The following is a 26084-nucleotide window of genomic DNA, read 5'->3' as shown; positions in this document are numbered from 1 at the left end:
GACTTCCTTTTTTATTCTTCAGAATTTAAGAAGGATCTTTTAAGCTGAATATTGGTCCATTAGAGATTTTGCAATTACTCTAAGAGCCATAACTTCTTCCGCACCTTCAAAGATGGAGAATACACGAGCATCTACGAAATAACGAGAAACTGCGTATTCTTCCGCGTAACCCATTCCACCATGAATCTGCATCGCTTCTCTTGTTACCCATTCAGCAACTTTAGAAGCATAGAACTTGATTAAAGTCGCTTCCATCTGTCCTTGGTGGTTGTCTAAAAGTTTTGCTACAGTATTAGTGAACTGGCGAGAAGCCTGAACAATCATCGCCATACGAGCGATCTTATACTTAGTTAGGTTATAATCGAAGATTGGTTTTTGGAAAACTTGTCTCTCTTGAGCGTAACGAAGACCAGCTTCTAAAGCCGCTTGCATTACACCGTTTGCACGAGCTGCAGTTTGGATTCTTCCACCGGAGAAACCTTCCATTTGGAAATAGAATCCTTTTCCTCTTGCAGGTTCGCCACCTATCAGGTTCTCTTCCGGAACGAAATAGTCTTCGAAAGAAACTTCGAAAGAGTGCATACCGCGATAACCGATAGTTCCGATAGCTTTACCGGAAATTCTTCCACCACCGTCTTGTTTATAATCAAATTCATGACCGGTGAAGCTTGGCTTCTCTGCAAGAACGATAGAAAGACCTTTATGTTTTAACTCAGGATCGGACTCAGTTCTTACAAGAATTAAAAGAAGGTTTGCATATCCTGCAAAAGTACACCAGGTTTTAACTCCATTGATGGACCAGCCCCCGTCCACTTTTTTAGCGGTTACGGAAACTCCGGCAACATCAGAACCGTAATTAGGTTCAGTTACCATGATACCGCCCATTTTCTCACCGGAAGCGATCAAAGGAAGCCACTTCTCTTTTTGAGCGTCAGTTCCACCTTTTAATAATGCTTTGGAAAGAATTTCAGGACGAGTGATTAGAGATCCTGCTATCCCCAAAGATCCTCTAGAAAGTTCTTCAGTTACGACAAGCATGGAAATATTATCCGCTTTATCGTTCGGTTGTAATCCGCCGTAATTTTCAGGAATACAAAGACCGAAACATCCCATGTCTCTTAAACCTTGGATGATCTCTTCCGGAACGATGTCGTCGTGGCGGTGAACATGCTCTGCTTTAGGAGCCACAACTTCTTCTGCGAATTGTTTGAAAGTTTGGCGGAACATTTCATGGTCTTCGCTTAGACCATAAGCACCGAAATGTCCTAATGAAACGATAAGATCAGCGATATGGTTATAGTTCTCGATCGCGCTTGCTTCTTCTAAGAACTTGTTCGTAGATTCATCGAATAATTTAGAAATTAAGTCCTGAGTAGAAATACCATATTCGGAAGTTCTGGAACTAAACTCTGTGCGGATATGAGAAACAACTTCTGCTGCGAAAACCTGAGCCATTAATTTTTCAAGCTCACCTGTTCCGAGAGAATCGTTCCAAGCGTAATCGATAAAGTTTTCTGCGATCTTTTGTTCTGAGGTCAACCAAGCGATTTGGTATTGTACGAATTGGTTTTGGTCCATTTTGGAAACGGAAACTTTTCCATTGGAGCTACATTTAGCCGCTAGGGCCTTGGTTACTTGTTCGATTATTGCTGAAGACTTGCTTAAAGCCTGTTTTGCCGCCGAAGAGTCCGTCGGAGCTTTCGTTGCCATCATTTGTTCCTACCGATTATTGGGAAATATTACTCAAAATACTATAACCTGGGGCCGTTTCGGCCTGTCATTTAAGTTTTTGAACCCAAGTCTCGGGTAGAAATGAGACAGAATCAAGGAAAAAGGCAACGGAAAGCTGAAGTATTTACCATTGGCCTTTTCCTTGTACACTCAATTTAATTTAGTTCTTAGCGTTTCCCTTCTTAAGGTTTGCTTCTCTGATTTTTTTAAAAATTTTCGAAAGTTCTTCCGATTTCGCAATACTCGCAGCTAAACTTGGATATTTCCCAGAAATTTCCTTTTTGCATTCTTCGAAACCGTCATCAGATGTAGCGAGTTTTCCTTTCGTGTAAGAAAGAGTTCCCCCAAAGATCGGATTTTTAGAGCCACCTGTCATGAGATTAAATATTGCGCCACCCGGAAGTTTTAATGAAAGATTTCCGTTCGATGCATTAATATCTACTGCATTCAGCGCATAAATAACATCTTTACCGGCAACTAGATAACAAGCAGATATTAACCCTGGTTTTTCGGCAGAACCTCCTCCCAAATCGATCTCATGACCGCTAATCTGACTATTGGTAAGATCAAAATTATTCAAGGTCACGTTATAAAGGTTCGCCGGACTTACGTCAAAATTCGCTTTAAAAAAATACAGTGTTTTATCCTGCGATATTTGCTTATCAATATCCTTCGCAGGATCTATAACGACAAAACTCGAACACCCGACCGTAAGTAAAAATAAAAAACAAAATTTCAATTTATTCATAAAACCTCTTAAATATAAATTTCAAAAACAATAATCTCTTTCAGCTTTTTCATGCAATAAAAAGAATATTTTTGGCCATTATTTCTTATTACGAAAAGAGATCATTTTTATGATATGCCATTCGTGAAAATTTTGCTGCGTGCCGCTAACGTTATATTCTACTGCGTGATGCGACATTCCGTCCACACTGTCATCGGTTAAAAAACCGAACTGAGTAGGATCCCTGTCAATACTTTCGATTATATTTAACGGAAACCTGGTCGTAGAGTTATCGATTAAATGAAAAGTTCCGGATAATTTTATCTTTTCAATCCTCTTCTGAGATTCGACAGAGACATCTAAATTTTTAGCCCCATGAGCAATCAGCTTATCAGTTAACAATTTCGCTTTTGGATTACTTTTCGAAAATTCTTTTAGGAATTTCAAAAACATATTCTCGCCATCGGTTAAATATAAATTAACTTTCGCTCCCTTACTTAAGTAGAATTCAGCCAGATCATAATCCTCAGAAAGAACTGCATTAAATAATGGTGAAATTGGAAGTCCATAACTCAAATCTTCATCATGAGAGTTTTTAGATGCGATCAAGTAAGCGACTTGATTTATCTTCGCTCCGGCCTTTAAAAGTATATCTGCAATTTCTTTTCCATTTGCACCAATTAAAGGAGTTCTATCGCCTACTTTTCGAATAACACCTGACTCATTGGACATGATACATTCCGAAGATCTTGAATTTGGATTAGCCCCTTTTTGCAAAAGGAGCAGGACAAGTTCCTTGTTTCCTGCTTTTGCCGCATGGTATAACGGGGTCCCACATTTATTGGATTCCAAACTTTCCCCGTTTTGAATTCGTTCTATTACCTTGTCTGTTTTACCATCCACAGTGTCGGTAACTATGGTCGCCGTTGCACAAGCTACATTAGTCGCTAGTAACGAGGCTAAAATTATATTTTTCATGGCGAAAAATTGAAGGTTATGGGCAATATGTAAAGTTCAAAAAGGAAGCGAAAAATTGTTATGGGATAACTAACTGTTTTCTATATTTCGAACGAGAGAAGATCTGATCTTTAATAGATTATTCCTGATCCTTCTCCTTTGGTCATCAGTCAGAAGTATTTCTTTTCTTTCTGCCCTATCTAAAACCAAACTCGCTTTTTCCACGAATTCAATAGCCGCATCGCTAGCCGATTCTCTCTTCTGCTGCTTTTCTTTAAAAAGATCCAAAGCCTTTTGGACCTCTTTTAATTGTTCTGTGACCGAAACGATTTCTTCTACAGGGGAACTCATGATTGCAATCCTCTATTCGTAAAGAACGTCGATGTACTTTTTCTTAGCTTCGGCATGTTCTTTAAAATTTTTAGAGAAGTAATGAAATCCGTCCGGTTTTAATAAGAAGAATAAATACTCTGTCTTAGTCGGCATGAGTGCAGCTTCCAAAGAAGGTTGTCCCGGATTGGAAATTGGACCAGGCGGATATCCTTTATTCATATAAGTATTATAAGGAGAAACGATCTTCAGATCCTTTTCGAAAATACGAGGATGTGGTTTATCAAAAAGATACTGGATAGTAGCGCAAGACTCCAAAGGAATATCCTGCTTGAGACGATTTAAGAAAACGCCCGCCATCAAAGGCCTTTCTTCATTTTTTTTAGCTTCTCTTTCTACCACCGAAGCAAGCACGACGATCTCATGTAATTTTTTAGGATCTAATTCCTTTGCGCCGGGAACCTTCTCCAATCTAACATAAAATCTTTTGATCATCATTCTCGCGATCTTATCCGCAGGAAAATTCACAGGAACGCTGTAAGTCTCAGGGAACAGATAACCCTCTGCATTATTTGCAGGTATCTTAAACTCTCTTAATAGTTCGGTTCTGGAAGCAGCATTTAAAAAATCAGCCCTGGTCTTAATTAAGTTTTTCTTAACTAACAGATCCCCGATCTGGCGGTTATTATAACCTTCCGGAACTGTAAAAGTTACAAGTTTAACTTTTCCTTCCGTGATCACTTGTAGGATCTTACGCGCATCCATTCCGTCATTGATCTCATATAGGCCGGCTTTGATCTTTCCTGCGGATCTGGTTGCCTTAATTAGAAAAAGGAAATATTTGGAAGATTTTAACAAACCGTTCTTGGAAAGATTTTCAGTAACTTCCGCAGGAGAATCGCCCGGTTCAACGATAATGTCCACCTTTACTTGGCCAGCACCTACGGCTCCTCCTTTGATCTCATCTACAACAAAGAAGGCGACCGCACCCGAAAGTGCAAGTATGCCTAATAAAACAACGGATCTTCTCACGAATGTATTTTTAAAAATCATAACCGCATCTGCCTCGTATTTCTATCGGCGAAAATTCCTTTTTACGGAACCTCTACTTCCCTAAAAAAGGGATCTCTGGAACTAAGTTTTTCGTCCCGCTTCTATCCTGCTCTCTGAAAAAACAGGAATAATACCCTTCGTGACAAGCTGCACCTTCCTGTTCCACTTCGTACACAACAAAACTTCCGTCTTTGGGTGATAAGATCCTTTTCAGTTTTTGGATATGTCCGGAAGTATCTCCCTTTCTCCAAAGCTGGTTTCTGGATCTGCTGAAATAAATTCCCATGGATTCTTTCTGACTGAGCTCTAAACTTTCTAAATTGGAGAATGCCTGCATCAAAAACAGACCATTCTCATCTTTAGTGATCACAGGAACCAAACCGTCCGAGAATTTGAGGCCATCGAAATTGGAGATGTCCAACAATTCCTTTTCCGAAAAATCGGGATGTGAAATTAGTATCGTATCTTCGTCGCAGTCTATATAAGTTTTCACGTTAGTCGGAAGATCGTTGCGGAGAAGGTCCCATTCTGCTTGAGTCATCCTTCTCAATTCCGAAATTTTTCCGGGTTGTCCCCCGGCCCAAATAATAGTAAGCATTCTTTTCCTACATAAACCAAGGACCGACCGGAACCGTCAAGAAAGGTGAGACCTTGAAAATCCTCCAAGGCCGCACCTAGTAGGATGTTATGCCGCTTCTTTTTCTCTTCTATCTCCGAAGCTGTCGAACCGGACCTCGTCCGCTATTACTTTGACCTTGGAACGGGATTGGCCTTCCTGATTTTTCCATCGATCTTGTTTTAAATGCCCGATTACTGTTACCTTTTTCCCTTTTTTAAGATACTCGGAACAATTTTCCGCAAGCTTCTCCCAGACTTCCACATCCACGTAAGAGACCTCGGACTCTTCTCCTTCCGTTCTTTTGTAATTATGGTTCACTGCCACAGTAAAATTCGTGACTGACTTTCCGGCCTGGGTCCTCTTTAATTCCGGATCACCGGTTAAAAAACCGTCCAGAACCGTGAGTGATAAATTTTTCATAAACATTTTCCTCCTAGGGAATATAGGAGCTACGTGTAGTAGAATGTTTACTGTGCTCGTGATTTTTTTGGATTTAGCGGACCTTCTCCCGGAATTTTGATTCCGCGAGATTCGTTTTGGATAGAGAGAATGACGGGCCCAAAAACTTGGGCCCGATCTGTTTATTCTTCCAGAGTGGTAAGGTAAGAGTCGCCTTCTAAAATAGAAGAAACACCAAGATAATATTCATCTTCTGTGTTGAATTGTCCGGCAAAAGAATACCAGCCGATAGAAATGCCCAAGAGGAGTGCGGCCGCTACCGCTAATACATTTCTGATCGGGAACTGGACTAATTTTTTAGAACTTTCTTCTTTTGTGTATCTGTCGATCACACAAGAAGCTAAATTTTTAGACCAGTTCGGATCTAATTTTCTTTTTTCGATCTCTTCCTTCATTGGTAGACAATCTTTCAATATTTTCCCCATACTTCTCCTCCTTCTCTTTTTTCGGAGTTCTGCATTCTTCGTAACATTTCCTTTCCTCTAGCCGCTCTGGATTTTACCGTTCCAGCTGGAACTCCCAGAACTTCAGCGATCTCTTTTTCGGAATATCCGGAAAGATAATATTGGATCACACTTCTATACGCTTCCGGTAGATTTCCGATCCAAAGTTTTGCTTTTTCCCAAGTAGGAAGATCTTCTCTATCCTCGGGAAGTTCTTTATCAAAAGCGAAACTTCTGGAATCTTCTTCCGATCTTTTTCCAGCCTTCTCTGCTTTGGTTTCTTCTCTCATCAGATTTTCATTCATACGAATGGATTCATTTCTGGCGATAGTGTACAACCAAGTGGTCAATTTTGAGTCTCCTCTAAATTGACCTTTTTGTAATGCCTTATAAGCGCGAAGATATGTTTCCTGTGCGACATCGTCTATCGCATATGCAAAGCGTTCATACAAGTAACGGGAGACCGCCGCTAAGACGATCTCCCTGGTTTCTTCTACGAAGCGGGAAAATTCTGCCTCTCCCATTTTACCTCCGAAAGACTTTGGAAATTAATCCTCGTCTTCCTTATCGAATTTACTCTGGAACTTAAGGATTAGATCCGCCAGTTTCCCTCTTTGTTCGGGAGTTAATACCGCGTGGAATTCCACTGCCTTTTTGGTGAAAAATACTCTAAGAGCTGCGATCTTTTTCTCTCTTTCTTCGCCCAACTTGTTCCATTTTTCAGGATTCAATTTGTCTGCACGAAGTTCTTCTACTGCTTCCTTAGGGAAGAAGTGTCCGCCCATCTTTAGCTCTTTACGTTTTGCAAGCACGTCCTCTTTAATTTTATCAAGGGTCGCAGCTTGTGTATCAGTTAGATCCAATTCTGATTTAAGTTTTTTGACGATATAATTGGCTCTTTTCTCATGGGACATCCATTTATGATGGCAACCCTGAGTCAGTAGGGCGGTAGTCCCCAGCACCAACAAAATCGCGGTTATTTTCGTAATTTTGCGAAACATTCATTTCTCCTCTTTATGCTCCTGGGACCGGAGCCTAAAAAGTCGGTTCCAAAAAAATTAAGAAGAAAGTATGAGAATATCTTCTTCCTTGATCTCGTATTTAGAAGCCAGACGGGTCACGAGAGAAGCCAGGAGCTCCTGGGCTTTTTTGTGATAATAGAATTCTTCTCCCACTTCGATGAAGAACTTACGGACTCCGGGGAGTTCTTTGAGAACAAATGCGATCTCTTGGGCAATCTTCTCCGCATTTTTTTGGAAAGGACAACCTATGAGTTTCACTCCATTTCCGTAAGATACGTTTTGGGTCCTTTCAATGGAGAATGGGTATTTCTTTTTATCCACGATCATATCATCCGGGATCTTAAGAACGGAGACTATCTTTTGCAGAAGTTTATCCGGATCGAAAGGTTTAAGGATATAACCCACAAGTTGTTTGCTATGAGCCGCAGCCATTACATCTTCTTTTTCGTTACTTGCAGTTAGGAATACAATCGGGGTATTTTTGTTCAGGTCCGGGACCTTACTTGCCAGGCGGACTCCGGAAAGCACAGGCATCATATTATCCAATAGGATAAAATCGTATTTCGTTTTTCTTAATTTGAGCTCCGCGGCCATTCCATCCACCACATGGTCCACTTCGAAATTGAACCTTTCCAAAAAATGAATGAGTAATTCTGCAGAACTTTCGTTATCTTCGGCAAATAAGATCTTAAAGAAAGATTGGACCATAAATCTGAAATATTTCCTTAATTAAGCACCGAGGCCCTTAAAAAGGCCGGTTAAAACTTTTATTCTTCGTAAATCATCCGTTTTTATAATGTTTAGTCGACGATAAAATTTCGGTGAACTTGGCCAAAAATAAAAAAACGGGACCCCCGATTTCTCGAAGATCCCGCTTTTATATTCAAACTGAAAGTATATTAGATTATCTTCCGGCTTCCCAATATCCTTCTGAATACTGGTCCGTAAGGTTTGCCCATACTTCTGAAACTCCCTTAGCATTTTTTGCCTCTTGGAGTTTTTTGTTCTCATATGGAGTTACAGGTGAGGAGAAGTTCCAGCCTCTTGCAGAACAAGCGCTCTTTCCGTTTGCCCAATTCCCGGAAGCATCTGTGATTGCCCAGTTTCCGCTTCCGTCTTTACAAGCATAACGATAGCTATTGGAACATTTATTATCATTCCAACGGCCGCTTCCGACGATCTGTAAACAATCTTCCGCTCCACCATAATCGTTAGGCTCCGCATTATCCCAAGACCAAAGTCCTTGTTTTGCGAAATCAGGACTGAATTGATCGATCCCGAATACGCTGATCCCGCAAGCCAACATCTGAGCAATATTATCGTTTGTGAATACTCCACTTTCTTTCACGCCATCATAAACGCCAAAGTAGTTGGTGCTATCGTTGAAAACGCGAGTCATGGTGTTATCGTATACACTTCTGGACCAGTTACAGCTAGGATATCCTTGGAAAGCTTTAGGGCTGATCGTATTACTTCCGAAAAAGATCCTTTTTGAGTATTGATTCCAAGCTCCGTCATAACAACCGTTACTCATCATCAAGATCCTTCTGTTAGAAGAAACCATATCTTTGAGTTTAGGCATGTTTGCAGCATTCGGAATATCTCCGCAAGAACCGCTGTATCTGTATAGATAAGGATCTAAATAACTTCTTACAATCCCTAAGAACTCATCCTGTCTTCCGTCCAGATAATCCTCAAAATAAAGGACTAAAACTTCGTTCCTGTTTTGAGGAGAGGAAATCCAGTTACGGATCTCTTCTAATCCTTTGCTCGCAGGACGATCGAATACGTTACATCCTAGATCGTTGGATTGAGCATGGCAAAGCAGGAAATCGTTTTTGAAATTTGTGCTTAGATAATAATGAATATCCAATTCTATAAACCTAGCTCCCAATCTCAACTGGTCCGTAAGAGAGACCTGTTGGTTCGGGAAAGCGTAAGAAAAGAAAGGTCCTGCATACGCTTTGCTATTATAGGAGTTATGTGTGCCGTAAAACAAAGCCTTATGCACCGGTAGGTTTGCCGCTACTTGCACTTGTCTTTGCACCGCGAGTGATTTTGCTTCCGCAGACTTTTCGAATATATCGATTGGACTTTCAGTTACTGCTCCCCTACTTGCAAATAAACTAGTCGAAGACAAGCTTATGAACAAAACGGTAAGCATGATTAATTTTCTCTTCATATTTCCATTCACCTTTTTTACTTCTGTGAAAGCATAATATTTCGAGGGCTTAACTCGTAACAAGCTTCTTCTTATAAGTGGCTTATATATGTTTCTTTTTATGAAGAACGATCGTTATTTAAAATATAATAATGAATTAGTGGGAACACAAACAAACAGAGTTAAGTGAGCAGTCACTCATATATTATATTTATTTAATATATTTTCAACACAAGTTCGATCCATAACTCATATTTAAGCGTACGGTTTCGTTTTTCTCCGAATAAATAGAATGAAAACAACTTGTTTCATTGGAAGAAAGTCCCCAAAATGCGAGATATGCCAGCCAAGAAGAAGTCCACAAAGAATAACTCTTCCCCTAAACGTGGGATCAAATACGAAGACAAATCCCCGGGACAACCAGAACTAGTTCCGATTTTTAATGAGATAAAAAAGCTAATGAAACCCTATATAAAGGGAAGTATCAAAGAAAGAGGAGATTCAAAAGGCCAATACGGCTTGGTAAGTGAGATGGAGATCGAGGTAAACGGCAAAAAAAAGCCGGAAGTTTATTTCGTTGGCGCACTCGTTCAAAAAGGATATGTGGGATTTTATTTTATGCCTGTGTATTCGGAGCCAGAATTGAAAAAAGTTTTGCCTCAAGAACTTCTGAAATGTTTAAAAGGCAAAAGTTGTTTTTATATAAAGAAGAAGGACCCAATCCTTCTCTCTCAAATCAAAGATGCCTTAAAATTAGGATACGAAGATTATAAGAAGAAGGGCTGGGTAAAATAAAGTCCTTACTTTCCGAGAAAGATCTTTAAGAAGTATTCTCTTAACTCGGCGGAAGGCATGATCTGGTAATGAGATAATCCTTTTAAGATCTTAACCCTGTTTTCAGGATTGGACTTCTTACGAAATACTGAATCACTAAACAAAGTAAGACTTGGTTTTTCTACGATACCATCACCGATCCAAGAAGACCAGTCTCCTTCTTCTTCCGAAACAAAACTATAAATCTGATAGGCATCTATCTCGTCTAGTTCTCCGAAATATTTATCTTTTCCGTATCTGCCTAGATGTGATCCTTCTTTCCAATCTTCTTCCCGTATAATCCCGTGAGAAAGATCCTTCATTGCTTCACTTCTCTGATTTCCAATATAACCGACTAATTGCACCGGAAATACAGGCAGAGCTTCGGCTCCGAGTCCCAACCAGAATCCTACTTTTTCGATATAGGAACCTCCGTCAGGAGAACTGATAAATAATACTTTTTTAATATTGGAAGAAAGCGGATTTCCTTCTTTTTGAGAAGAATAAAGAGCGCTTCTAAAAACGAGTCCGCCCTGGCTATAGGTCACGACATCGAATTTTTGATTCTTTAAATCCGGATCTTCCAGAACCTTTCTCACCAATTCCAAAAGTTTGGCGCCGTTCTCGGACAGATGAGCTCCAGGATTGAATCTAAGATAAAAAGGATAATAATTTTCTTTTATTAAAATTTCGGAGAAGGAGGGTTCTCCGTTCTTAATCCAAAGACCTTCGTCACAAAATAGACCGGGCACACAAAGGATCGGTTTTTTAGATCCTGATTTTTTCCAATCCGCCAATACTTCTTCAGGGCTTACATCTTTTCCCTCTAAACGAAAAGATGCTTGGATCTCAGAAGTGGTGATCATTCCTGCGAAAGATTCCCCCACTACACTGGAAACGGAAATATTTTCGAATACCTTTCTTTGTATCAAAGATTCTGTTTCACTCAATGCTTCTAGTGCGGTATGCATTGCTTGTGCAGTGGACTCGAATGCTTTGGATAGACCTTCCTCCGTTTTATTTCCTGCTTCTCCCAAAGATTTTCCCGCGTCCTTCAGAAATTCTCCGAGGCGAGTCCCATTTACTGTAGGTGTTTCCGAAATTTCGGATAAACTTTTTGCACACCATTCGAATGAACCTGTGAGTGCGGATTTAACTCCGGATAAAACCCCGAGAGAAGTATCCCTTGCAAATGAAACTGCGAATTTTCCCAACTTCATGCTGGGTTCTGTTGGTTTGTATGGCATATTTTAAATTCTTAACTGGATAGCGCCGCCTCACTATACGTAAAAACCGCGGGCCGTCAAGGGAGAAAGATAGAAGAAATTATATATTCAGAAGCCTGAGAGTCGAGGCTTCTGAATTTTTAAGATTAGATTAACAAGCGAGTTGAACGAAGCTGATTGCGTCAGACTTGCTGAACTCTTCCTCTTCTTCTACAAAGCCTAAGAATAAAGCTTGAGCTCTCATTCTTGCAACATGAGCGGAAGGATAGTCCATCACGCAAAGTGTTTGTTTACCCAAGAAATCTTTCTCTTCCCCGAGAGAGAGTATGGGTTCGCTCGATTTGCGGACACCGGAATTCTCGCCGAAATCCAAGATCAATCTATATGCCTTTTCCCCATGATCGAGAAGCAATTCAAAACCTATTACTTTACCGACTCTTAGGTCTAGATCGGCAAAAGGTTTTTCCGAAACTAAGTTTGTATATTCAGTCGATTCCATTATCTAGTATAACCACTCGCAGATAATTATTTGACAAAAAAATTACAAAGAAGATCCAAAAATCGTTGTTAGACTGCAGGTAAATCCAGGAAAAACCTGGTGTATTCGTTGGTAGAACTTTCGAAAGAAAGAAATCCCCCATGCTCTTTCACAATCCCAAGACTGACAGAAAGTCCTAAACCGGTTCCCTTATCTGCTCCTTTAGTAGTAAAGAATGTATTAAAGATGGATTTACCGATTTCCTGAGGAATTCCCGAACCCAAATCTTCCACAGCAATCCTGACCCAGGACTTACCGCCGATCTCTTCAGGTTTGGCCGAGATGATCATCCTTTTGTTTTCATCGTATTCCGGATAACGTTGGTTCAACGCATCTATTCCATTATTGATCAAATTCAAAAGTACCTGAAGTATCTGCCCTTCTTTACACATTACGGAAGGAAGATTAGTATGTATATCCAACTCCAATTGGATGCGGCTCATCTTTAATCTTTGTTCTGCGATAGAACGAGTCTTAGATATTAATGCAAAAACGCTCACAGGTTCGAAGGCAGCTTTTTCCTGTCTGGCAAATCTAAGTAGATCCTTTACCATTACGGAAATTCTTTCCCCTTCTTGTTTGATCTTAGAAGCGATCTTTTGAGCCTTATCTATATCCATTTCCCCTTTAGAGATCAATTGAGCATAATCTATGATAGCCATGATCGGATTATTGATCTCATGGGCCATTGCTCCGGCCAAAAACCCCATCGCTTCTACTTTTTGGCTTTGTCTGAGTTGTTCTTCTATTTCAAACTTCTCTTGTTCCGCCCTTCTTAAAGCTTTATGTTCTTCTATTTCTCGGATGGCTCTTCTTAATGCTGGGACAAGTTTTACCAATCTGTCCTTAAGAACATAATCGGTTGCTCCTCTAGTCAGAGTTTGGATGGCTGCATCTTCTCCGTACGTTCCGGAAACGAATATAAAAGGAGTAGTAGGGCATTGTTCTTTTGCGATGGTTAATGCGGATAATCCATCAAAATTAGGAAGTGAGTAGTCCGAAAAAATAAAGTCAGGCTTCTCGTCTTCGATCGCCCTTAGATATTCTTCTCTATCTTGAACATGGACAGGAATATATTCCACGCCTGCTCTTTTTAACTCCCTTTGGATTAGCTCTAGATCGGTAGAAGAATCTTCTAAAAAAAGGAACTTTAGCGTCTTCATGTTAATGCACCGATTTATTTAATATACACCAATATTGTCCTATTTCAGATACTGTTACGATTAATTTTTCAAATTCTACAGGCTTAATTATATAACTGTTTACGCCTAGTTTATAACTTTCTACTATATCTTTCTCTTCCGCAGAAGAGGTTAACATTACCACTGGAACCGTTCTCAATTTTTCGTCGGACTTGATCTCTCTCAGCACCTCGAGGCCGTCCACTTTCGGCATTTTAAGATCCAATAATACGAATAAAGGTTTCCCACCCGATTCTCTGCCTTCGTATCTTCCTCTGCAGAATAAAAACTCTAGAGCTTCCTCTCCGTCTTTAACATGAAAGACTTGATTTACTAAATTATTTTTTCTGAAACCTCTCAAAGTAAGTTCTGCATCGTTCGGATTATCCTCCGCATAAAGTATATCATAGTTTCCCGATTGATTCATTCTTCTCTATTCCTTGTTCGGTATTGTAAAATAAAATGTGGCGCCTTGTCCCGTTTTTCCTTCTGCCCAAACTTTTCCGCCATGTCTTTGGACAATCCTATCTACGATCGCAAGCCCAATTCCTGTTCCGGTAAATTCCTCGTTGGAATGTAATCTTTGAAATACTTTAAAAAGTTTATGGGAATATTGATCGTCGAAACCAACTCCATTATCTTTTACAAAGAATGTACGATTCCCTTCTCCGCTTAAAAATCCTATCTCCACGAAAGGGTTTTGTGATTTGGAAGAATATTTATATGCGTTTGAAATTAGATTCAACCAAACCTGTTTTAGCATGGAAGCGTCCCCTCTCACCGGAGGAAGTTCCGAGATTTCCACTATCGGGCTTCTGGATCCGTATTCCTGATTAATGATCTCTATCGAATCGGAAACCATATGTTTCATATTTATTGAATCCGATTTCGGTTCCAATTTGGAGACACGATAGAATGCCAGCAGGTCATCTATCAACTGGCCCATAAATTTAGAATTGGAAGCTATAACATTCAAAAGTCTCAAAGCTTCAGGCTCTAGAACTGGGGAATAATCTTCCAACATGATCTTTGTAAATCCGTCTATTCCACGGATAGGAGCCCGTAGATCATGAGACACGGAATAACTGAATGCCTCCAATTCCCGATTTGCATATTCTAATTTTCGAATATTATCTTCAAGATCTTGGTTCAATTGATTTATCTGAAATTCTTTCAAATTCCTTTCAGTCACATCCAACCATTCCACCACACTCCCCAATCTTTCTCCGGAAGAATCGATCACGGGATCGGCACTTAGATTAAACTGTCTTCCGCCAATGGAAACGGAACTTTTATACGTATCGGTAAATGTAGAAAGTATATGCCTCTGTTTTTCGGGAGCAATATGAAAGGAGTCTATACATGATCCAATCAATGCCTCAGGAGTAAAATTCGGATATTGGTTACGAATATTCTCCTTTGCCGCTTGGAACATGCTCACTATGGAACGATTCGTGTAGACAACATTAAGATCGTTGTCAGCAATCATGATATTGCTGGAAGCACAATCCAAAGCGGACTTGATCATTAAAATTTCTTTATAAAACTTTTCCTTTTCGGAAAGTGTATGCTCCAGAAGATTATTCTTGTCAAAAAGTATATTCTCCGCATCTATTCTGCGATCAGACTCCTTCCTCAAGAATCTATAAAGTACAGCTAAGATGAGTATATTAAAGGAGATCGATAAGAATAGGACCCAATCCGTAATCCTCTCTTTTATTTTAGAATCGTAGGCTCTTTCCGAAAGCAGTGAGAGTTCTTTTTCCTTCAGCTTGTCTATTTGGCGATCGATCTCATTCTCTAATATCGCATTTTCAATTTCTGTTTCTTTGTTTTTGAAATTAGAATGGCCTATTTTCTGGACCAGCTCGTCTCGTTTAGTAAGTAATTTTTCCAACTCTAAGAGGCCACTTTGTTGGATAGAATTGTCTCTGGTGATATATTTAAGTTCACCTAGCTTAAAGAACAAATTCTGCTTTTCAGTTTTATAATATTCCAGGTCTTCTTTTTTTCCAGATGATAAAAAGAGCAAAAATCGGATCTTGGTTTCTTTTACGGAAGAAGCTAAACTTTCCAATCTGGAAAGAACACCAAAAGTATGAGATTCCCAGTCTTTAGATTGGGTTAGATTCCTATTGCTAACCCAAGAAGAAACGCCGATCAATAGGCCTAAAAAACCTATTCCGACAATTCCGAATCTTAGTTTAGAATCATATGAGAGCATGATAAGGAAAACATAGATTAAAAGTTTATAATCTTTTAATCTATTTCATGTTTTATCCGCGTATTTTAAATTTTTTGACCCCATTTTGCAAGATATTTACATAGTTTGGACAAAATTAATTTCCTAAACCGATTTTAGTCTTTTAGTCTCTTGATTAAGTCACATTAGATAGAAAGAATTATATTTTATCTAATGCTTGTCTGATCTTTAAAACCTGAGAATTCTCCGGCTCCAGTCTTTGAGCTTCTCTCAAAAGATGTTTTGCTCTTTCATAATTTCTTAAAGCGATTGAGATCCTAGTCAAATTGATCAAATTTCTAACATGATCAGGTTCTCTTAAGAGTAATCTTTCGCCGAAATCTTGAGCTTTTTGGAATTGTCTGGCTCTTCTTGCTACGTAAGAAGCAATAAATAGTATTTCTTTATCCACCGGACGAATATTCAAATATTCTTCTGCAAATTGTGCGGCCTTGGCATAATTCTTTAATCGAATATGATACTTAAGTAATCCTTTTTTTACTTCAGGTAGACGATTGTCTAGTGAGTCAGCTTCTTCTAAGAAAGATAATGCTTCTTTGATATTCTTATCTTGAGATTTCTCTTTGGCTTTTCGAAGAAGTTGTCTGATCTTTTCCTTCTCTTGGGTCCTTTCTATCCCTCCTTCTTCTTTGAAAGAGATTCGGACTAAAGATAAGTCATCCGTCAGGGAACCTACTTTTTTTATAGATTCATATATATTAGAAAGTTCTCCGTTTCCTTCTTCTATCAACTTTAAGAAAAGTTTTTCATTATCGTTGATGATCCTTGCACCTTCTTCGTCGTTTCCAATGAGAATATCGTCTCTCCCGTCCGAGCCTGCAATTATCACATCGCCAGGTAATAATTGGAATGTTTTCACCGAAATTTTTCCATCCATTCCAGTGGTTCCCAATTTTCTGAACATAAGATCTTGTTCTATAAAGTCCGCTTTCCCATCTCTATAAAGCGCTGTCCAAGGATGCTCTGCATTAATATAATATAATGTTCCAGAGTCTTCATCTATTAACCCGATCACCGAAGATACGAGCATCGAACCTTCAAAACTTTCGAATACCTTATGCAATTCTATAAATGCGTTTTTAAGCCACCTTTCCGGAGACTGTTCTTTCATAGATCCTACAATCCTAGTTCTTTCTATGATGGATTCGCAAACGGCTCCTAAAACCAAGGCTCCCCCTGCTCCTTGCATAGATTTTCCCATTGCGTCCGCATTTAAGAACACTATATAACGTTGGCCCCTGAGCGTGATCTGGTTAGAGATATTCATGTCTCCACCGATCTCGTCGTTAAATCTTCTGAAGCTGAATTTTTTCTTTTGTTCTATTAAGAAGTCTACTTTGACGTTTTCAGAGGAAGCCTTGTTTGCCCCTAAAGGTTTGATTAGAAGTGAGGTAAGGAAATAATCTCCGTCCTGTTGTTGTTTGAGTTCTTTCACTTCTTCCAAAGTCTTTTCTAATTCTTTGGTTCTATCTTTTACCTTCTCTTCCAATTCGTCTGCGTATTGCTCGAGTCTTTTTCTGGCAGCTTGGATACTTCTTGCCATTTTATTGAATGATCTAGCAATAAATCCGATCTCGTCCTCTACTCTAGGAGTCAGCCTATATTCTAAATTCCCTGAGTTTACTTCGGTTAATCCCACGACCACTTCATCCATAGGAACTACGATCGCATTTTGGAAGAAAAACCTAAATCCTATAACAATAACAAAGAATGTCAGGACCATAGACGCGACTAAGATAAAACTTGGATCATGGTGGAATATTCTATAGTCCTTATATTCGAATCCTACCTCGTATATTTTTCCGCTTAGGTTCGGAGCAAAATAATAGGAAAGATACATTACAGGCTTAGGATCAGAAGGAGAATAGATCCTAGTGCCTCGATAGATCCTTTCTCCCGCAAAATGAATCGGGGCAAGAGAATTAAGTACGATCTTAGATACTTGCTCGGCGGATTTATCCGAATTTACAGCATGAATTGCGGATTGTTTTACATAAGCCAGGGTCTCGGACAATCCTATATCAGTAGAAACAAGCAATCCTTCGATAGATTTTTGTTTTTTGCGATCAGGAAGCCTGGAGTATTTATTTCGGATAATATTCAGTTTTCCGTATATTCCTCGGAAATAACCCTCCATATCCGAATCTTTTATCGTTTCATCATTCTTTGACTTTAGAAAGGCGCGAATACCTGCAGCATAGGCTTTAAAGTCATTCGGAGAAGTTTCCAGAATTTTTTCCGTTCTTTCTAATCTTTCTTTTGCAGGCAAACTTCCTATATTAGAGATCTTTTGTTTTTCCCTAAAGAAACGGACTTCTAACTCGTCCTCTTTTTTAAATCTAGGATCTTTATTTCCTCTTTCCGATCGGAACTCATTCTTTTCCGGATCATAAGAAACTATATATGCCAAACCTTGAGGATCCCTCTGTTCCTGAACCGCAATAGAGCTATCTCTTCTTTTCATATCATCGTAAGTTCTCTCATATCCATTTAGGATAGAATAACCCACCAATTGATAACATACGAAGAATGTAGCTAAAGAGACTCCGATGATCCGATTCAAGATCGTGGTTCTTTCTTTAGTGGCGTTCACATACACGATCATGATCAAGAACATTCCGGTAACCATTCCAAGATTAAAGGACTGTTGGTATGTAGCTCGCGCAACTGTTCCGTTTCGACTAAGTGCGTTTAAAATTCCAGGAACTACTGTGATCACGGCATAGCTGAGAAGAATATAAATTACGGACCTTCTCTCTTTTCCGGTTTCTATGATCGCCTTCCAAATACCGATCACCAGATAGCATACTTCATAAAATAAAATTATGTATATGAAGTAACTGTAAAATACATGGACCTCATAATCCCAATAATGACTTCCGGGAACAAAAGATCTAGGAGCGTCCCAACAAATGAAAACATAATATCCTGTGACTACTAATACTCCTAGATAAAGAAGCCAATAGAAGATCAAACCTGGTAAGATCCCTTTCTTCCTAGGCTCAGGGAAATAGATGAAAAATCCAACTAATTGGGTAAAACTCATCAATGGTCCCGCAACTGCGATGACCCTATGAAAAATTGTGCTCTCTTCGAAAGAAATAAAGCCCCAGAAATATCCTATATTATGGAAAACTGTGGTTAAGGCACAGACTCCCAAATGAAAGGCGGCCATACTTCTCTCTTTAATCGTAAGGAAGAAGAAGCCGGCATAGAAGAAGTACAGAACGATTAAGATCGAACCGAAAGAGTAGAAGTTAAAAAATAACGGATCCATTGATTGGTATAGAAAGTAAGTCCCGGAAGCTTAGAGTAACGATCCGACTCGGATCAAGCGTAATTTATTTCCAAAATTTTGTTGGACTTCTTAGATTTGTCGGAATTCTAACATAAATTATTTAAGGTTCTTTATAAGCTTTCCTTCTTTGCATAAAGCACGTTCTAAAAAGGAATCTACTTGACCCAGGAATCGAAAAACAGAAGCTTACTGGAAATATCGGCCAACCATTTTTCTCCGATTCATGCAAACCTCTCCTAACAACAAACTTTCACTTTATATACTTTTCCCGATCGTATTCTGCTTAGCATATTTACTAGCGAACCCAGGATTTTTTAGCCAACCTTATCAAGAAACTGGAGATTATGCCGCCAATGCTCTTCAAATCTGGAAGGCGGGAAAATTCGAAGAAAGTTTAGGAGCATACTCTCGCTTTTTAGTAAATCATCCCGGACCAATCGTATTCTATTATCTGGCAATTGCAGAAAAAATATTTTTCTTCGTGAAGTCTCCTCATGGAGCACATTCAATCGGGATCGTTCTTTATAATCTTTTTTTCCTTCTGATCGGTTTAAGAATTCTTTATTCGAAATTACAGGAGAACAGATCTACAGTTCTATTATTTGCATCTTTGGTCTTAGGATTAACTCCTCTTTTACCGAATGCATTTTCAAATATCTGGGGACCGGGAGTAGTTCTTTTACCAACCTTAGTATTGATCCTTTCTTTAACTGATTTTTCAAACGGTTCTATCCGGAATTTTTTCTGGTTTATAGTTTGTGCCAATATAATCGTTCAAAACCAGATCGTTGGGATTTCCTTTATAGTTCCGATGTTTGCAGTCGGATGTTTTTATTTTTATAAGAACAAAGGACTTTCTCAATACAAAACAAAGGAATTCGTAGTTAGCCTCCTTCTTGCAGCCATATTCACGATCATTTGTTGGATCCCACCGTTAGTTGAACAATTCACAAACTCTCCGGGAAACTTAAGTAAAATTATAGGATTAGCACTTAAGAATTCTACCTTTCATAAATTAGGCCCTACTTTACAATATGTTCTCTCTTATTATGTTTCTCCTTTAAGTATTCCAAAGCAGATCCCTGCACTTTTGATTGTGGGATTATTATTCGGAATTCCTAGTTTCTGGAAAGATAAATTACAAGAATTTGATAGATCTTTGCTCAGAATATTGATTTGGGCGTTTTTCATTACACTATTCGGTGCATTCAAGATGAAAGGGGGGCAGATCTCCCATATCTATTGGTTCACTTATGTTTTAGCGGGCCTTCTTTATTATCTGAACCTAAAGATCATTCTATCCAAATTTGAATTTCCGAACACCAGAAACTTCCAAATCTATTTCATTTCTATAATATTCCTATGTATTGCAATTTACGGCAAAAACACGGAATTCGAATACGATGATAGACCGGAGAAATTTATAGCCGCTATCTCACCTCAAAAAGAGGCCAAATATAGAATTCGTTGGAAATCCGATCCGAAAGATTTCGGACAAGGAGATCTTAGTTTGGGAATTCTTCTCAGATTAACAAGAGAAGGATATAATTCCTGCTTAAATGAAGAATGGCATTTTTTAGTTCCAAAATCTTTCCGATGTGGCGATTCGGAACCTGCAATTACGATCACATTAGAAACACCGGAAAAAGAAAGTGAAGAGTTTCAAATTCTAAACAAGAACTCTTTCCACTATAAATCCACAGTAGTAAGGATCATTGAATGAAAGAATATTTCCTGGGAATTTTTAGACCTGACGAAAGGGAAATCGCACCTTTTAACGGGGCAAGAACCTTGGGTTTTTTTATGCTGATCTACGGGCATATGTACCGCACTGTTTATACCTTTATTCCGGACATAGACCCCTACTTAAGAAACTTCTTAAATAATGGATCCGTTTGTTTAGATCTATTCTTCCCGTTGAGCGGATTTCTGATCGCAAGTCCTTTGTTCGCCGAATTAGAATCCAAAGGCACGATTAACTGGAAGTTTTTCTATTTAAAAAGATCTTTAAGAATTTTTCCTCCGTTTTATATTTTCCTAATACTGCAATATTTCATATTTATCCCGATTATTTTGAAAAGCACCCCTCCTGAATTCGCAAGCCAAATCGAAGCAGCTAAAAGTAAGATCTGGTTCGACTTTTTATATCTTTCCGATTATTTCAAAGGAACCATGTTCCATGGCTGGTCTCTTTCTTTAGAGGAACAATTCTATATTGCTTTCCCAATCTTTCTTTTAGTTATTTTTAGATATGTTCCTAAACGTTTTAGATTAGGATTTTTGATCATTCTTACTGCTATCCCTTTGATCTACCGTGCAATTTTCATGTATACGGTGATCTTAAAGACAAGCGGATCCACATCTGTAGATCTATATAATGCAAATATCTATTATCCATTTCATGGACATATAGATTCGGTTCTCTATGGGATTATATTCGCATATATATTCAATTTTCATAAATCATGGGTCGAAAAGGCTCTTCAGTTAGGACCTTGGGCGAATTATTTACATGCGGGACTTTGGATCGGACTTCTTACTTATACAGCATTAGTGGACGAATTCAAGATGGGATTTCATCAGATCATCCGGTTCCCAAGTTTTGCATTACTGTGGATTGGAATTTTTATTCTCTCCATGAGAAAAGGAGATCCGATCGGAAAATTCCTCTCCTGGAAAGGATTCTCTCCTTTTGCAAAATTATCATACTGTGCTTATATTATCCATATCGTTGTGATGACACCTCTTTCCAGAAGATTACTTTTTGCAGATAAAAAATTAGAACAGCATGAATTCTTGCTTTATACTATTCCGGTCGGACTTGCGGTTTTCTTCTTCGCGTATTTTTATCATCTAATCACTGAAAAACCGTTTACGATTCTCAAAGATAAACTGATCGCAAAGTACAAAGTCAAGATGACCTCTCAAGTTTTCAGCGAGCAATTGCAGAAGGTTTCTCAATCGTAAATTAGAACAGTGACTTGAGATATCTCAAGTAATAGGACATAAACGAAGTTTTTTCGGGAGAAATTACCCAAAAAAGTCTCATTCTCTTCTTTTTCTAAAATTATTCGGGAAGAAGGGTGCAAAGAAGTTCGTGAAAGGCCGTTTTTTGCTTGCTATAAAAAAATCGAATATGCACACAAGGTTCGTTACCCACATGGAAATAACGGTTCAAGGCGACATCCACATCATTAAAATTTCCGGATCCATTCTGCAATCCGACAGCGAGGAACTGGACCGCAACCTGAGCGACCATAATTTCGAACCTTCTCCTAAGATCATAATCGATCTTACAGAGGTAAGTCATATTTGCTCAACTGCGTTGGGGATCCTAGTCTCCTACAAAAAAAAGTTCAACTCAGCAGAAGGTGATATCATCATCGTAGTGAACGACGATGATCTTCTCCAATTATTCGAGATCACAATGTTGGACAAAGTGTTCAAAGTTCTTCCTACAATCGAAGATGCTTTTGACGAGTTCAAATTGGGAAATTGAAATCCCTTTCTTTAGCCTCCAACAATTCCCATAAAGTTCGCGAAATTCGAGCCATCCTTTCTCCTTTAGGGTTTACATTATCCACCCCAAAGGAGTTAGGGATCGATTTCGGTCCGGAAGAAACCGGTAAAACTTTTACCGACAATGCACTTCTCAAAGCCAGGGAATTATTCTCTCTTTCTAAACTTTCTTCCTTAGCGGACGATTCCGGAATTTGTGTAGAAGCCCTAGGTGGAGAACCTGGAGTTTATTCGGCTCGTTTTGGCGGAGAAGGTTTAGACGACGAGGGAAGAGCCAGACTTCTACTGGAAAAAATGAAAGGAGAAAAAAACCGAAACGCGAAGTATGTATGTGTGATCGCGTTAGTCACTTCGGAAGGAGAATTTACTTTCGAAGGAGAATGCCCCGGATTGATCTCCGATACTTATGATACTAGTGGAAATGGATTCGGATACGATCCTATTTTTTATTACCCTCCCTTCTCCGCTCATTTTTCCCAAGTCTCAGATGAGAAAAAGAATTCAGTTTCTCACCGAAAGAAAGCCTTAGATAAGTTAGTAAAGTATCTAAAAACATATTCATAAAAATGAATATAGATTCCGAATAGATATTCCGGAAATTTTTAACAAAAAACGCAAGCATTAAGGTTGAATAAGTACCTGAAACTAAAGAACGAGTTGCCAAACAACCGTCGGAGGTTAAAATGAAGGTACCAATCTATAAGAAAGTTCCGGCCAGATTAGAGGACGTTTTAGGTCCGAAAGGAAGGGATGAGTTTTTAGATTTTGTAAATTTCAATTGGAATTTAGGGAGCAAGATACTTTTGGAAGAATCAAGTAACCAATTCGAGAAAAGACTTACTGAAGAAGTCGGAAAGATTAAAACTGAGCTGTCTGAATTTAAAAATAATACTGGCCAGACTTCTACTAGTTTAAAAGGCGAACTTACAAATGTTAAAACGGAACTTGCAATCTTCCGTTCTGAATTCGAAGGATTTAAAACGGAAGTTAGATCGGAATTTGCCGCAGTCAGATCAGAGATCAAGTCCGAGATCGCAATTTGTAAATTCGAACTCAGAACAGAAATGACGGAAATGAAACTGGAATTAAAAGAAGAAATGCATTCCGGATTTTTAGGAATTTATAAAGAAATCGCTAAAATCCACCAGTTGATATCCACTCAAACAAAATGGATCTTAGCAACTGGGGTTTCTATAACCGTTTTTATGCCAATACTAATGAAACTTCTGGATAAATATATCTGATCTTACTCGGCTTCTGTAAGAACAGGTCCGCCTGCCAGACGTTTGTAGAATTCTTGGCCTTCTCTTTCTAAGAACTCTTCGTAAGTTCCTTTGAAATCTCTGATACCTTCTGTGGTGACTTCCAAAACTCGGGTCGCAATCGAACTTATGAACTCTCTATCGTGAGAAACGAATAAGATGGTCCCTTCGAACTTGGTTAATGCATAGTTCAAGGACTCGATGGATTCCAAATCCAAGTGGTTTGTAGGTTCGTCCAAAGCCAGAAGATTGTCCTGAGCCATGATCATCTTTCCTAAAATGATCCTGGATTTTTCTCCTCCGGAAAGTACCTGGGTTGGTTTTTTGGCCATGTCTCCGCTGAAGAGCATTCTTCCTAAAATAGCTCGGATCTCTTCCATCTCGGTGCCTGGAGGTGCGTATCTGTATAACCATTCTATAATGGAGTCAGCGTCTTCACCGATCCCTTCTCTATGGTCCTGAGGAAAGATAGAAGACTCAACGGAATCTCCGAATGCAACCGCTCCTGCATCAGGGTCAATCTGTTTCATCAGAGTTTTTAAAAGAGTAGTTTTTCCGACACCGTTTGTTCCGATGATCGCGATCTTCTCCCCTTTGGTGATATTGATCGTAAAATCTTTAAAGATAGTTCTGTCTTCGTAAGCTTTGGAGATATTATCCGCAAGAATTACGTCTTTACCGAGAACTCGTTTCATTTTGAAAACTATATACGGAAATAATCTGGAAGAAGGTCTGATCTCCGTCATATTATCTTTAATCTTCTCTATCATCTTTTGGCGAGAAGTAGCTTGTTTAGATTTTGCAGCGTTTGCGCTGAATCTACTTACGAATTCTTGTAATTCTGCAATTTTTTCTTTTGATCTTTTATTATCCGACTGGGCTCTTTCTCTCGCGGCCTGAGAAGCTTCCATATACTCGTCATAGTTTCCAGGATAAACGGTCATCGTTTGATAATCTAAGTCGCAAATATGAGAAGCAACCGAGTTAATGAAGTGACGGTCGTGGGAGATTACGATAACTACTCCCTTATAGTTCAATAGGAAGGATTCCAACCAGTGAATCGTCTTGATATCCAAGTGGTTGGTAGGCTCATCTAAAAGTAAAACATCCGGTTTTTGGAATAGGACTTGAGCAAGTAATACTCTAAGTTTAAAACCGCCCGTTAAAAAAGAAAGTGTCTGGCCATGGATGTTTGTAGGAATTCCTAAACCTTCTAATAATTCTCCAGCGACACTCTCGGCTTCATATCCACCCATTTCTCCGAAAGCTTCCTCTAATTCGGAAACTCGGATCCCGTCCTCATCGGACATTTCAGGTTTGGAATAAATTTCGTCTCTTTCTTTGGCGATTGTCCAAAGTTCTTTATTCCCCATCATCACAGTATTCAATACTGTTTCGTTTTCGTATTCGTAATGGTCCTGTTTTAAGTAACCTACTTTGACTCCTACGTCAATAGCAACGGAACCGGCAGCAGCCTGTTCCATTCCAGCAAGGATTTTCATGAAGGTGGATTTACCGGAACCGTTGGCTCCGATCAGACCGTATCTGCAGCTTTCCTTAAACTTAACAGTAACGTTTTCAAAAAGAATTTTCTTTCCGAAATTCAGAGATAAACCCGAAACGCTGATCATACAACCTACCTAAACACCGAAGGGATCTTATTAAAAGAGGGGATAGGACCATAGTTTATAAGGTGCTAGAATTCGCCAAGCGAATCCTAGGCTTGGTCTATTCGCTCAATTTACGTAATTCTTCAATTCCAGGTAAATTAGATAAGTCAGGAACAATTACAATTTCTATCCTTCGATTCGCGGTTCTATTCTCCACGCTTGTATTCGGGACAGAAGGACGAGAAGATCCCATAGAAGCTGCACTGATCCTTTCTTCCGGCATTCCGGATTTCACCATCGTATGCAATACAGTCAAAGCTCTTGCAGATGCAAGTTCCCAGTTAGAATATCCTTTGATACCGGTAGGAACATCGTCCGTATGGCCTTCTACTTGGAATCTCCTTCCATGAAGAGAAGATAAGATCCCTGTGACTTCTTTAATTGCATCCGTTCCTTTGGATGATAAACTTGAAGAGCCGGGAGGGAATAATATATCGGAAGAAAGTATCACTACCATTCTTCCATCAACGATCCTGATCTTAAGTTTTCCGGAATCGATCATTCCTTTAAAACTTTCTAATAGGCTCCTATAATCAGCGATCCTTCTTTCTGTTTCTTCCTGGATCCTTTTCATATCCTCTACGGATCTTTGGAGAGAAGACTTATCTTTTTCTAAATTTGAAAGATCCTTTGCTTTCTGATCGTACATTGCTTGTAAGGCGTCATACTTGGATTGGGAAACGCAATTAGATAGAATGGAAATCGAAACAATAGCTAAGGTGAGAATACCCAGATTCGTTTTCATGATTCCTCCGAGTTTTGTCTTAGAACAAGGGCGCATAATTAATTTATCGTTTTTTTCTGACTTTTCC

At 39.1% G+C, this 26084-nt stretch carries 26 protein-coding genes; 6 read left to right on the top strand and 20 right to left on the bottom strand.

Annotated features, from left to right (window positions below; translation table 11 throughout):
- Positions 1-39: 39 nt before the first annotated feature.
- The 12 genes from EHO58_RS04255 to EHO58_RS04200 form a co-directional block, all read right to left on the bottom strand.
- Positions 40-1710 carry an acyl-CoA dehydrogenase family protein gene (locus EHO58_RS04255; protein ID WP_135679113.1) on the bottom strand — a complete coding sequence of 557 codons (1671 nt, stop codon included), beginning with the start codon at positions 1708-1710 and terminating at the stop codon, positions 40-42.
- Between the two features lie 181 nt (positions 1711-1891).
- The gene (locus tag EHO58_RS04250) at positions 1892-2317 is read right to left on the bottom strand and encodes a hypothetical protein (protein ID WP_135678770.1); all 426 of its coding nucleotides are present in this window, start codon (positions 2315-2317) and stop codon (positions 1892-1894) included.
- Positions 2318-2557: 240 nt separating this feature from the next.
- Positions 2558-3436 carry an ankyrin repeat domain-containing protein gene (locus EHO58_RS04245; RefSeq protein WP_135627591.1) on the bottom strand — a complete coding sequence of 293 codons (879 nt, stop codon included), beginning with the start codon at positions 3434-3436 and terminating at the stop codon, positions 2558-2560.
- A gap of 69 nt (positions 3437-3505) precedes the next feature.
- A complete protein-coding gene (locus EHO58_RS04240) occupies positions 3506-3766 on the bottom strand; it encodes a hypothetical protein (RefSeq protein WP_135627592.1) in 261 nt (86 codons plus the stop codon).
- Positions 3767-3778: 12 nt separating this feature from the next.
- Positions 3779-4798 carry an endolytic transglycosylase MltG gene (gene mltG, locus EHO58_RS04235; RefSeq protein ID WP_135678768.1) on the bottom strand — a complete coding sequence of 340 codons (1020 nt, stop codon included), beginning with the start codon at positions 4796-4798 and terminating at the stop codon, positions 3779-3781.
- A 52-nt stretch (positions 4799-4850) separates the two neighbouring features.
- Positions 4851-5396: a phosphoribosyl-AMP cyclohydrolase gene (locus tag EHO58_RS04230; RefSeq protein WP_135678766.1), complete on the bottom strand. Its 546-nt coding sequence runs from the start codon at positions 5394-5396 to the stop codon at positions 4851-4853.
- Between the two features lie 87 nt (positions 5397-5483).
- Complete coding sequence (locus tag EHO58_RS04225; RefSeq protein WP_135678764.1) at positions 5484-5837, bottom strand: single-stranded DNA-binding protein; 354 nt, start codon at positions 5835-5837, stop codon at positions 5484-5486.
- Positions 5838-5998: 161 nt separating this feature from the next.
- Positions 5999-6301, bottom strand: coding sequence for a hypothetical protein (locus tag EHO58_RS04220; protein ID WP_135678762.1), 303 nt, complete (start codon positions 6299-6301; stop codon positions 5999-6001).
- Positions 6286-6843: an RNA polymerase sigma factor gene (locus tag EHO58_RS04215; protein ID WP_135627596.1), complete on the bottom strand. Its 558-nt coding sequence runs from the start codon at positions 6841-6843 to the stop codon at positions 6286-6288. The genes EHO58_RS04220 and EHO58_RS04215 overlap by 16 nt, the downstream gene beginning before the upstream one ends.
- Positions 6844-6867: 24 nt before the next feature.
- Positions 6868-7320 carry a Spy/CpxP family protein refolding chaperone gene (locus EHO58_RS04210; protein WP_208728686.1) on the bottom strand — a complete coding sequence of 151 codons (453 nt, stop codon included), beginning with the start codon at positions 7318-7320 and terminating at the stop codon, positions 6868-6870.
- Between the two features lie 57 nt (positions 7321-7377).
- Entirely contained in the window at positions 7378-8049 is a 672-nt protein-coding gene (locus tag EHO58_RS04205; protein WP_135627597.1) for a response regulator, read from the bottom strand.
- A gap of 196 nt (positions 8050-8245) precedes the next feature.
- Complete coding sequence (locus tag EHO58_RS04200; protein ID WP_244241056.1) at positions 8246-9523, bottom strand: phosphoinositide-specific phospholipase C-related protein; 1278 nt, start codon at positions 9521-9523, stop codon at positions 8246-8248.
- A 318-nt stretch (positions 9524-9841) separates the two neighbouring features.
- On the opposite strand from EHO58_RS04200, the gene EHO58_RS04195 reads away from it, so the two are divergent.
- Positions 9842-10297: a DUF1801 domain-containing protein gene (locus EHO58_RS04195; protein WP_244241055.1), complete on the top strand. Its 456-nt coding sequence runs from the start codon at positions 9842-9844 to the stop codon at positions 10295-10297.
- A 5-nt stretch (positions 10298-10302) separates the two neighbouring features.
- On the opposite strand, the gene EHO58_RS04190 is transcribed toward EHO58_RS04195, so the two are convergent.
- The 6 genes from EHO58_RS04190 to EHO58_RS04165 form a co-directional block, all read right to left on the bottom strand.
- A complete protein-coding gene (locus EHO58_RS04190) occupies positions 10303-11535 on the bottom strand; it encodes an esterase/lipase family protein (protein WP_135678758.1) in 1233 nt (410 codons plus the stop codon).
- 157 nt (positions 11536-11692) lie between these two features.
- Positions 11693-12040 (bottom strand): CsaA family protein, encoded by a 348-nt coding sequence (locus tag EHO58_RS04185; RefSeq protein WP_244241054.1) that lies wholly within the window; start codon positions 12038-12040, stop codon positions 11693-11695.
- A gap of 68 nt (positions 12041-12108) precedes the next feature.
- Complete coding sequence (gene lvrB, locus EHO58_RS04180) at positions 12109-13242, bottom strand: hybrid histidine kinase/response regulator LvrB (RefSeq protein WP_135627601.1); 1134 nt, start codon at positions 13240-13242, stop codon at positions 12109-12111.
- Position 13243: 1 nt separating this feature from the next.
- Positions 13244-13687 carry a response regulator gene (locus EHO58_RS04175; protein WP_135627602.1) on the bottom strand — a complete coding sequence of 148 codons (444 nt, stop codon included), beginning with the start codon at positions 13685-13687 and terminating at the stop codon, positions 13244-13246.
- A 6-nt stretch (positions 13688-13693) separates the two neighbouring features.
- Positions 13694-15484, bottom strand: a complete 1791-nt coding sequence (locus tag EHO58_RS04170) for an ATP-binding protein (RefSeq protein WP_135678756.1) — start codon at positions 15482-15484, stop codon at positions 13694-13696.
- 178 nt (positions 15485-15662) lie between these two features.
- The gene (locus EHO58_RS04165) at positions 15663-18800 is read right to left on the bottom strand and encodes a SpoIIE family protein phosphatase (protein WP_135678754.1); all 3138 of its coding nucleotides are present in this window, start codon (positions 18798-18800) and stop codon (positions 15663-15665) included.
- 244 nt (positions 18801-19044) lie between these two features.
- On the opposite strand from EHO58_RS04165, the gene EHO58_RS04160 reads away from it, so the two are divergent.
- From EHO58_RS04160 to EHO58_RS04140, 5 genes are all read left to right on the top strand, one after another.
- On the top strand, positions 19045-20544 hold the full coding sequence (locus tag EHO58_RS04160) for a hypothetical protein (RefSeq protein WP_135678752.1): 1500 nt from the start codon (positions 19045-19047) through the stop codon (positions 20542-20544).
- Positions 20541-21788, top strand: a complete 1248-nt coding sequence (locus EHO58_RS04155; RefSeq protein WP_135678750.1) for an acyltransferase family protein — start codon at positions 20541-20543, stop codon at positions 21786-21788. The genes EHO58_RS04160 and EHO58_RS04155 overlap by 4 nt, the downstream gene beginning before the upstream one ends.
- A 193-nt stretch (positions 21789-21981) precedes the next feature.
- Complete coding sequence (locus EHO58_RS04150; protein ID WP_010514772.1) at positions 21982-22320, top strand: STAS domain-containing protein; 339 nt, start codon at positions 21982-21984, stop codon at positions 22318-22320.
- Positions 22317-22904, top strand: a complete 588-nt coding sequence (rdgB, locus tag EHO58_RS04145; RefSeq protein WP_135678748.1) for an RdgB/HAM1 family non-canonical purine NTP pyrophosphatase — start codon at positions 22317-22319, stop codon at positions 22902-22904. The genes EHO58_RS04150 and rdgB overlap by 4 nt, the downstream gene beginning before the upstream one ends.
- A 119-nt stretch (positions 22905-23023) precedes the next feature.
- On the top strand, positions 23024-23584 hold the full coding sequence (locus tag EHO58_RS04140) for an LA_3696 family protein (protein WP_135627608.1): 561 nt from the start codon (positions 23024-23026) through the stop codon (positions 23582-23584).
- Positions 23585-23586: 2 nt separating this feature from the next.
- On the opposite strand, the gene EHO58_RS04135 is transcribed toward EHO58_RS04140, so the two are convergent.
- Positions 23587-25233 (bottom strand): ATP-binding cassette domain-containing protein, encoded by a 1647-nt coding sequence (locus EHO58_RS04135; RefSeq protein ID WP_135627609.1) that lies wholly within the window; start codon positions 25231-25233, stop codon positions 23587-23589.
- A 97-nt stretch (positions 25234-25330) separates the two neighbouring features.
- Positions 25331-26017 (bottom strand): OmpA/MotB family protein, encoded by a 687-nt coding sequence (locus tag EHO58_RS04130; protein WP_208728680.1) that lies wholly within the window; start codon positions 26015-26017, stop codon positions 25331-25333.
- Between the last annotated feature and the right edge of the window lie 67 nt (positions 26018-26084).

The sequence above is a fragment of the Leptospira selangorensis genome (assembly GCF_004769405.1).
Taxonomy (GTDB): Bacteria; Spirochaetota; Leptospiria; order Leptospirales; family Leptospiraceae; genus Leptospira_B; species Leptospira_B selangorensis.
Note: the sequence above shows the minus strand (reverse complement) of the source record. Positions and strands in the feature narration are given on the sequence as shown.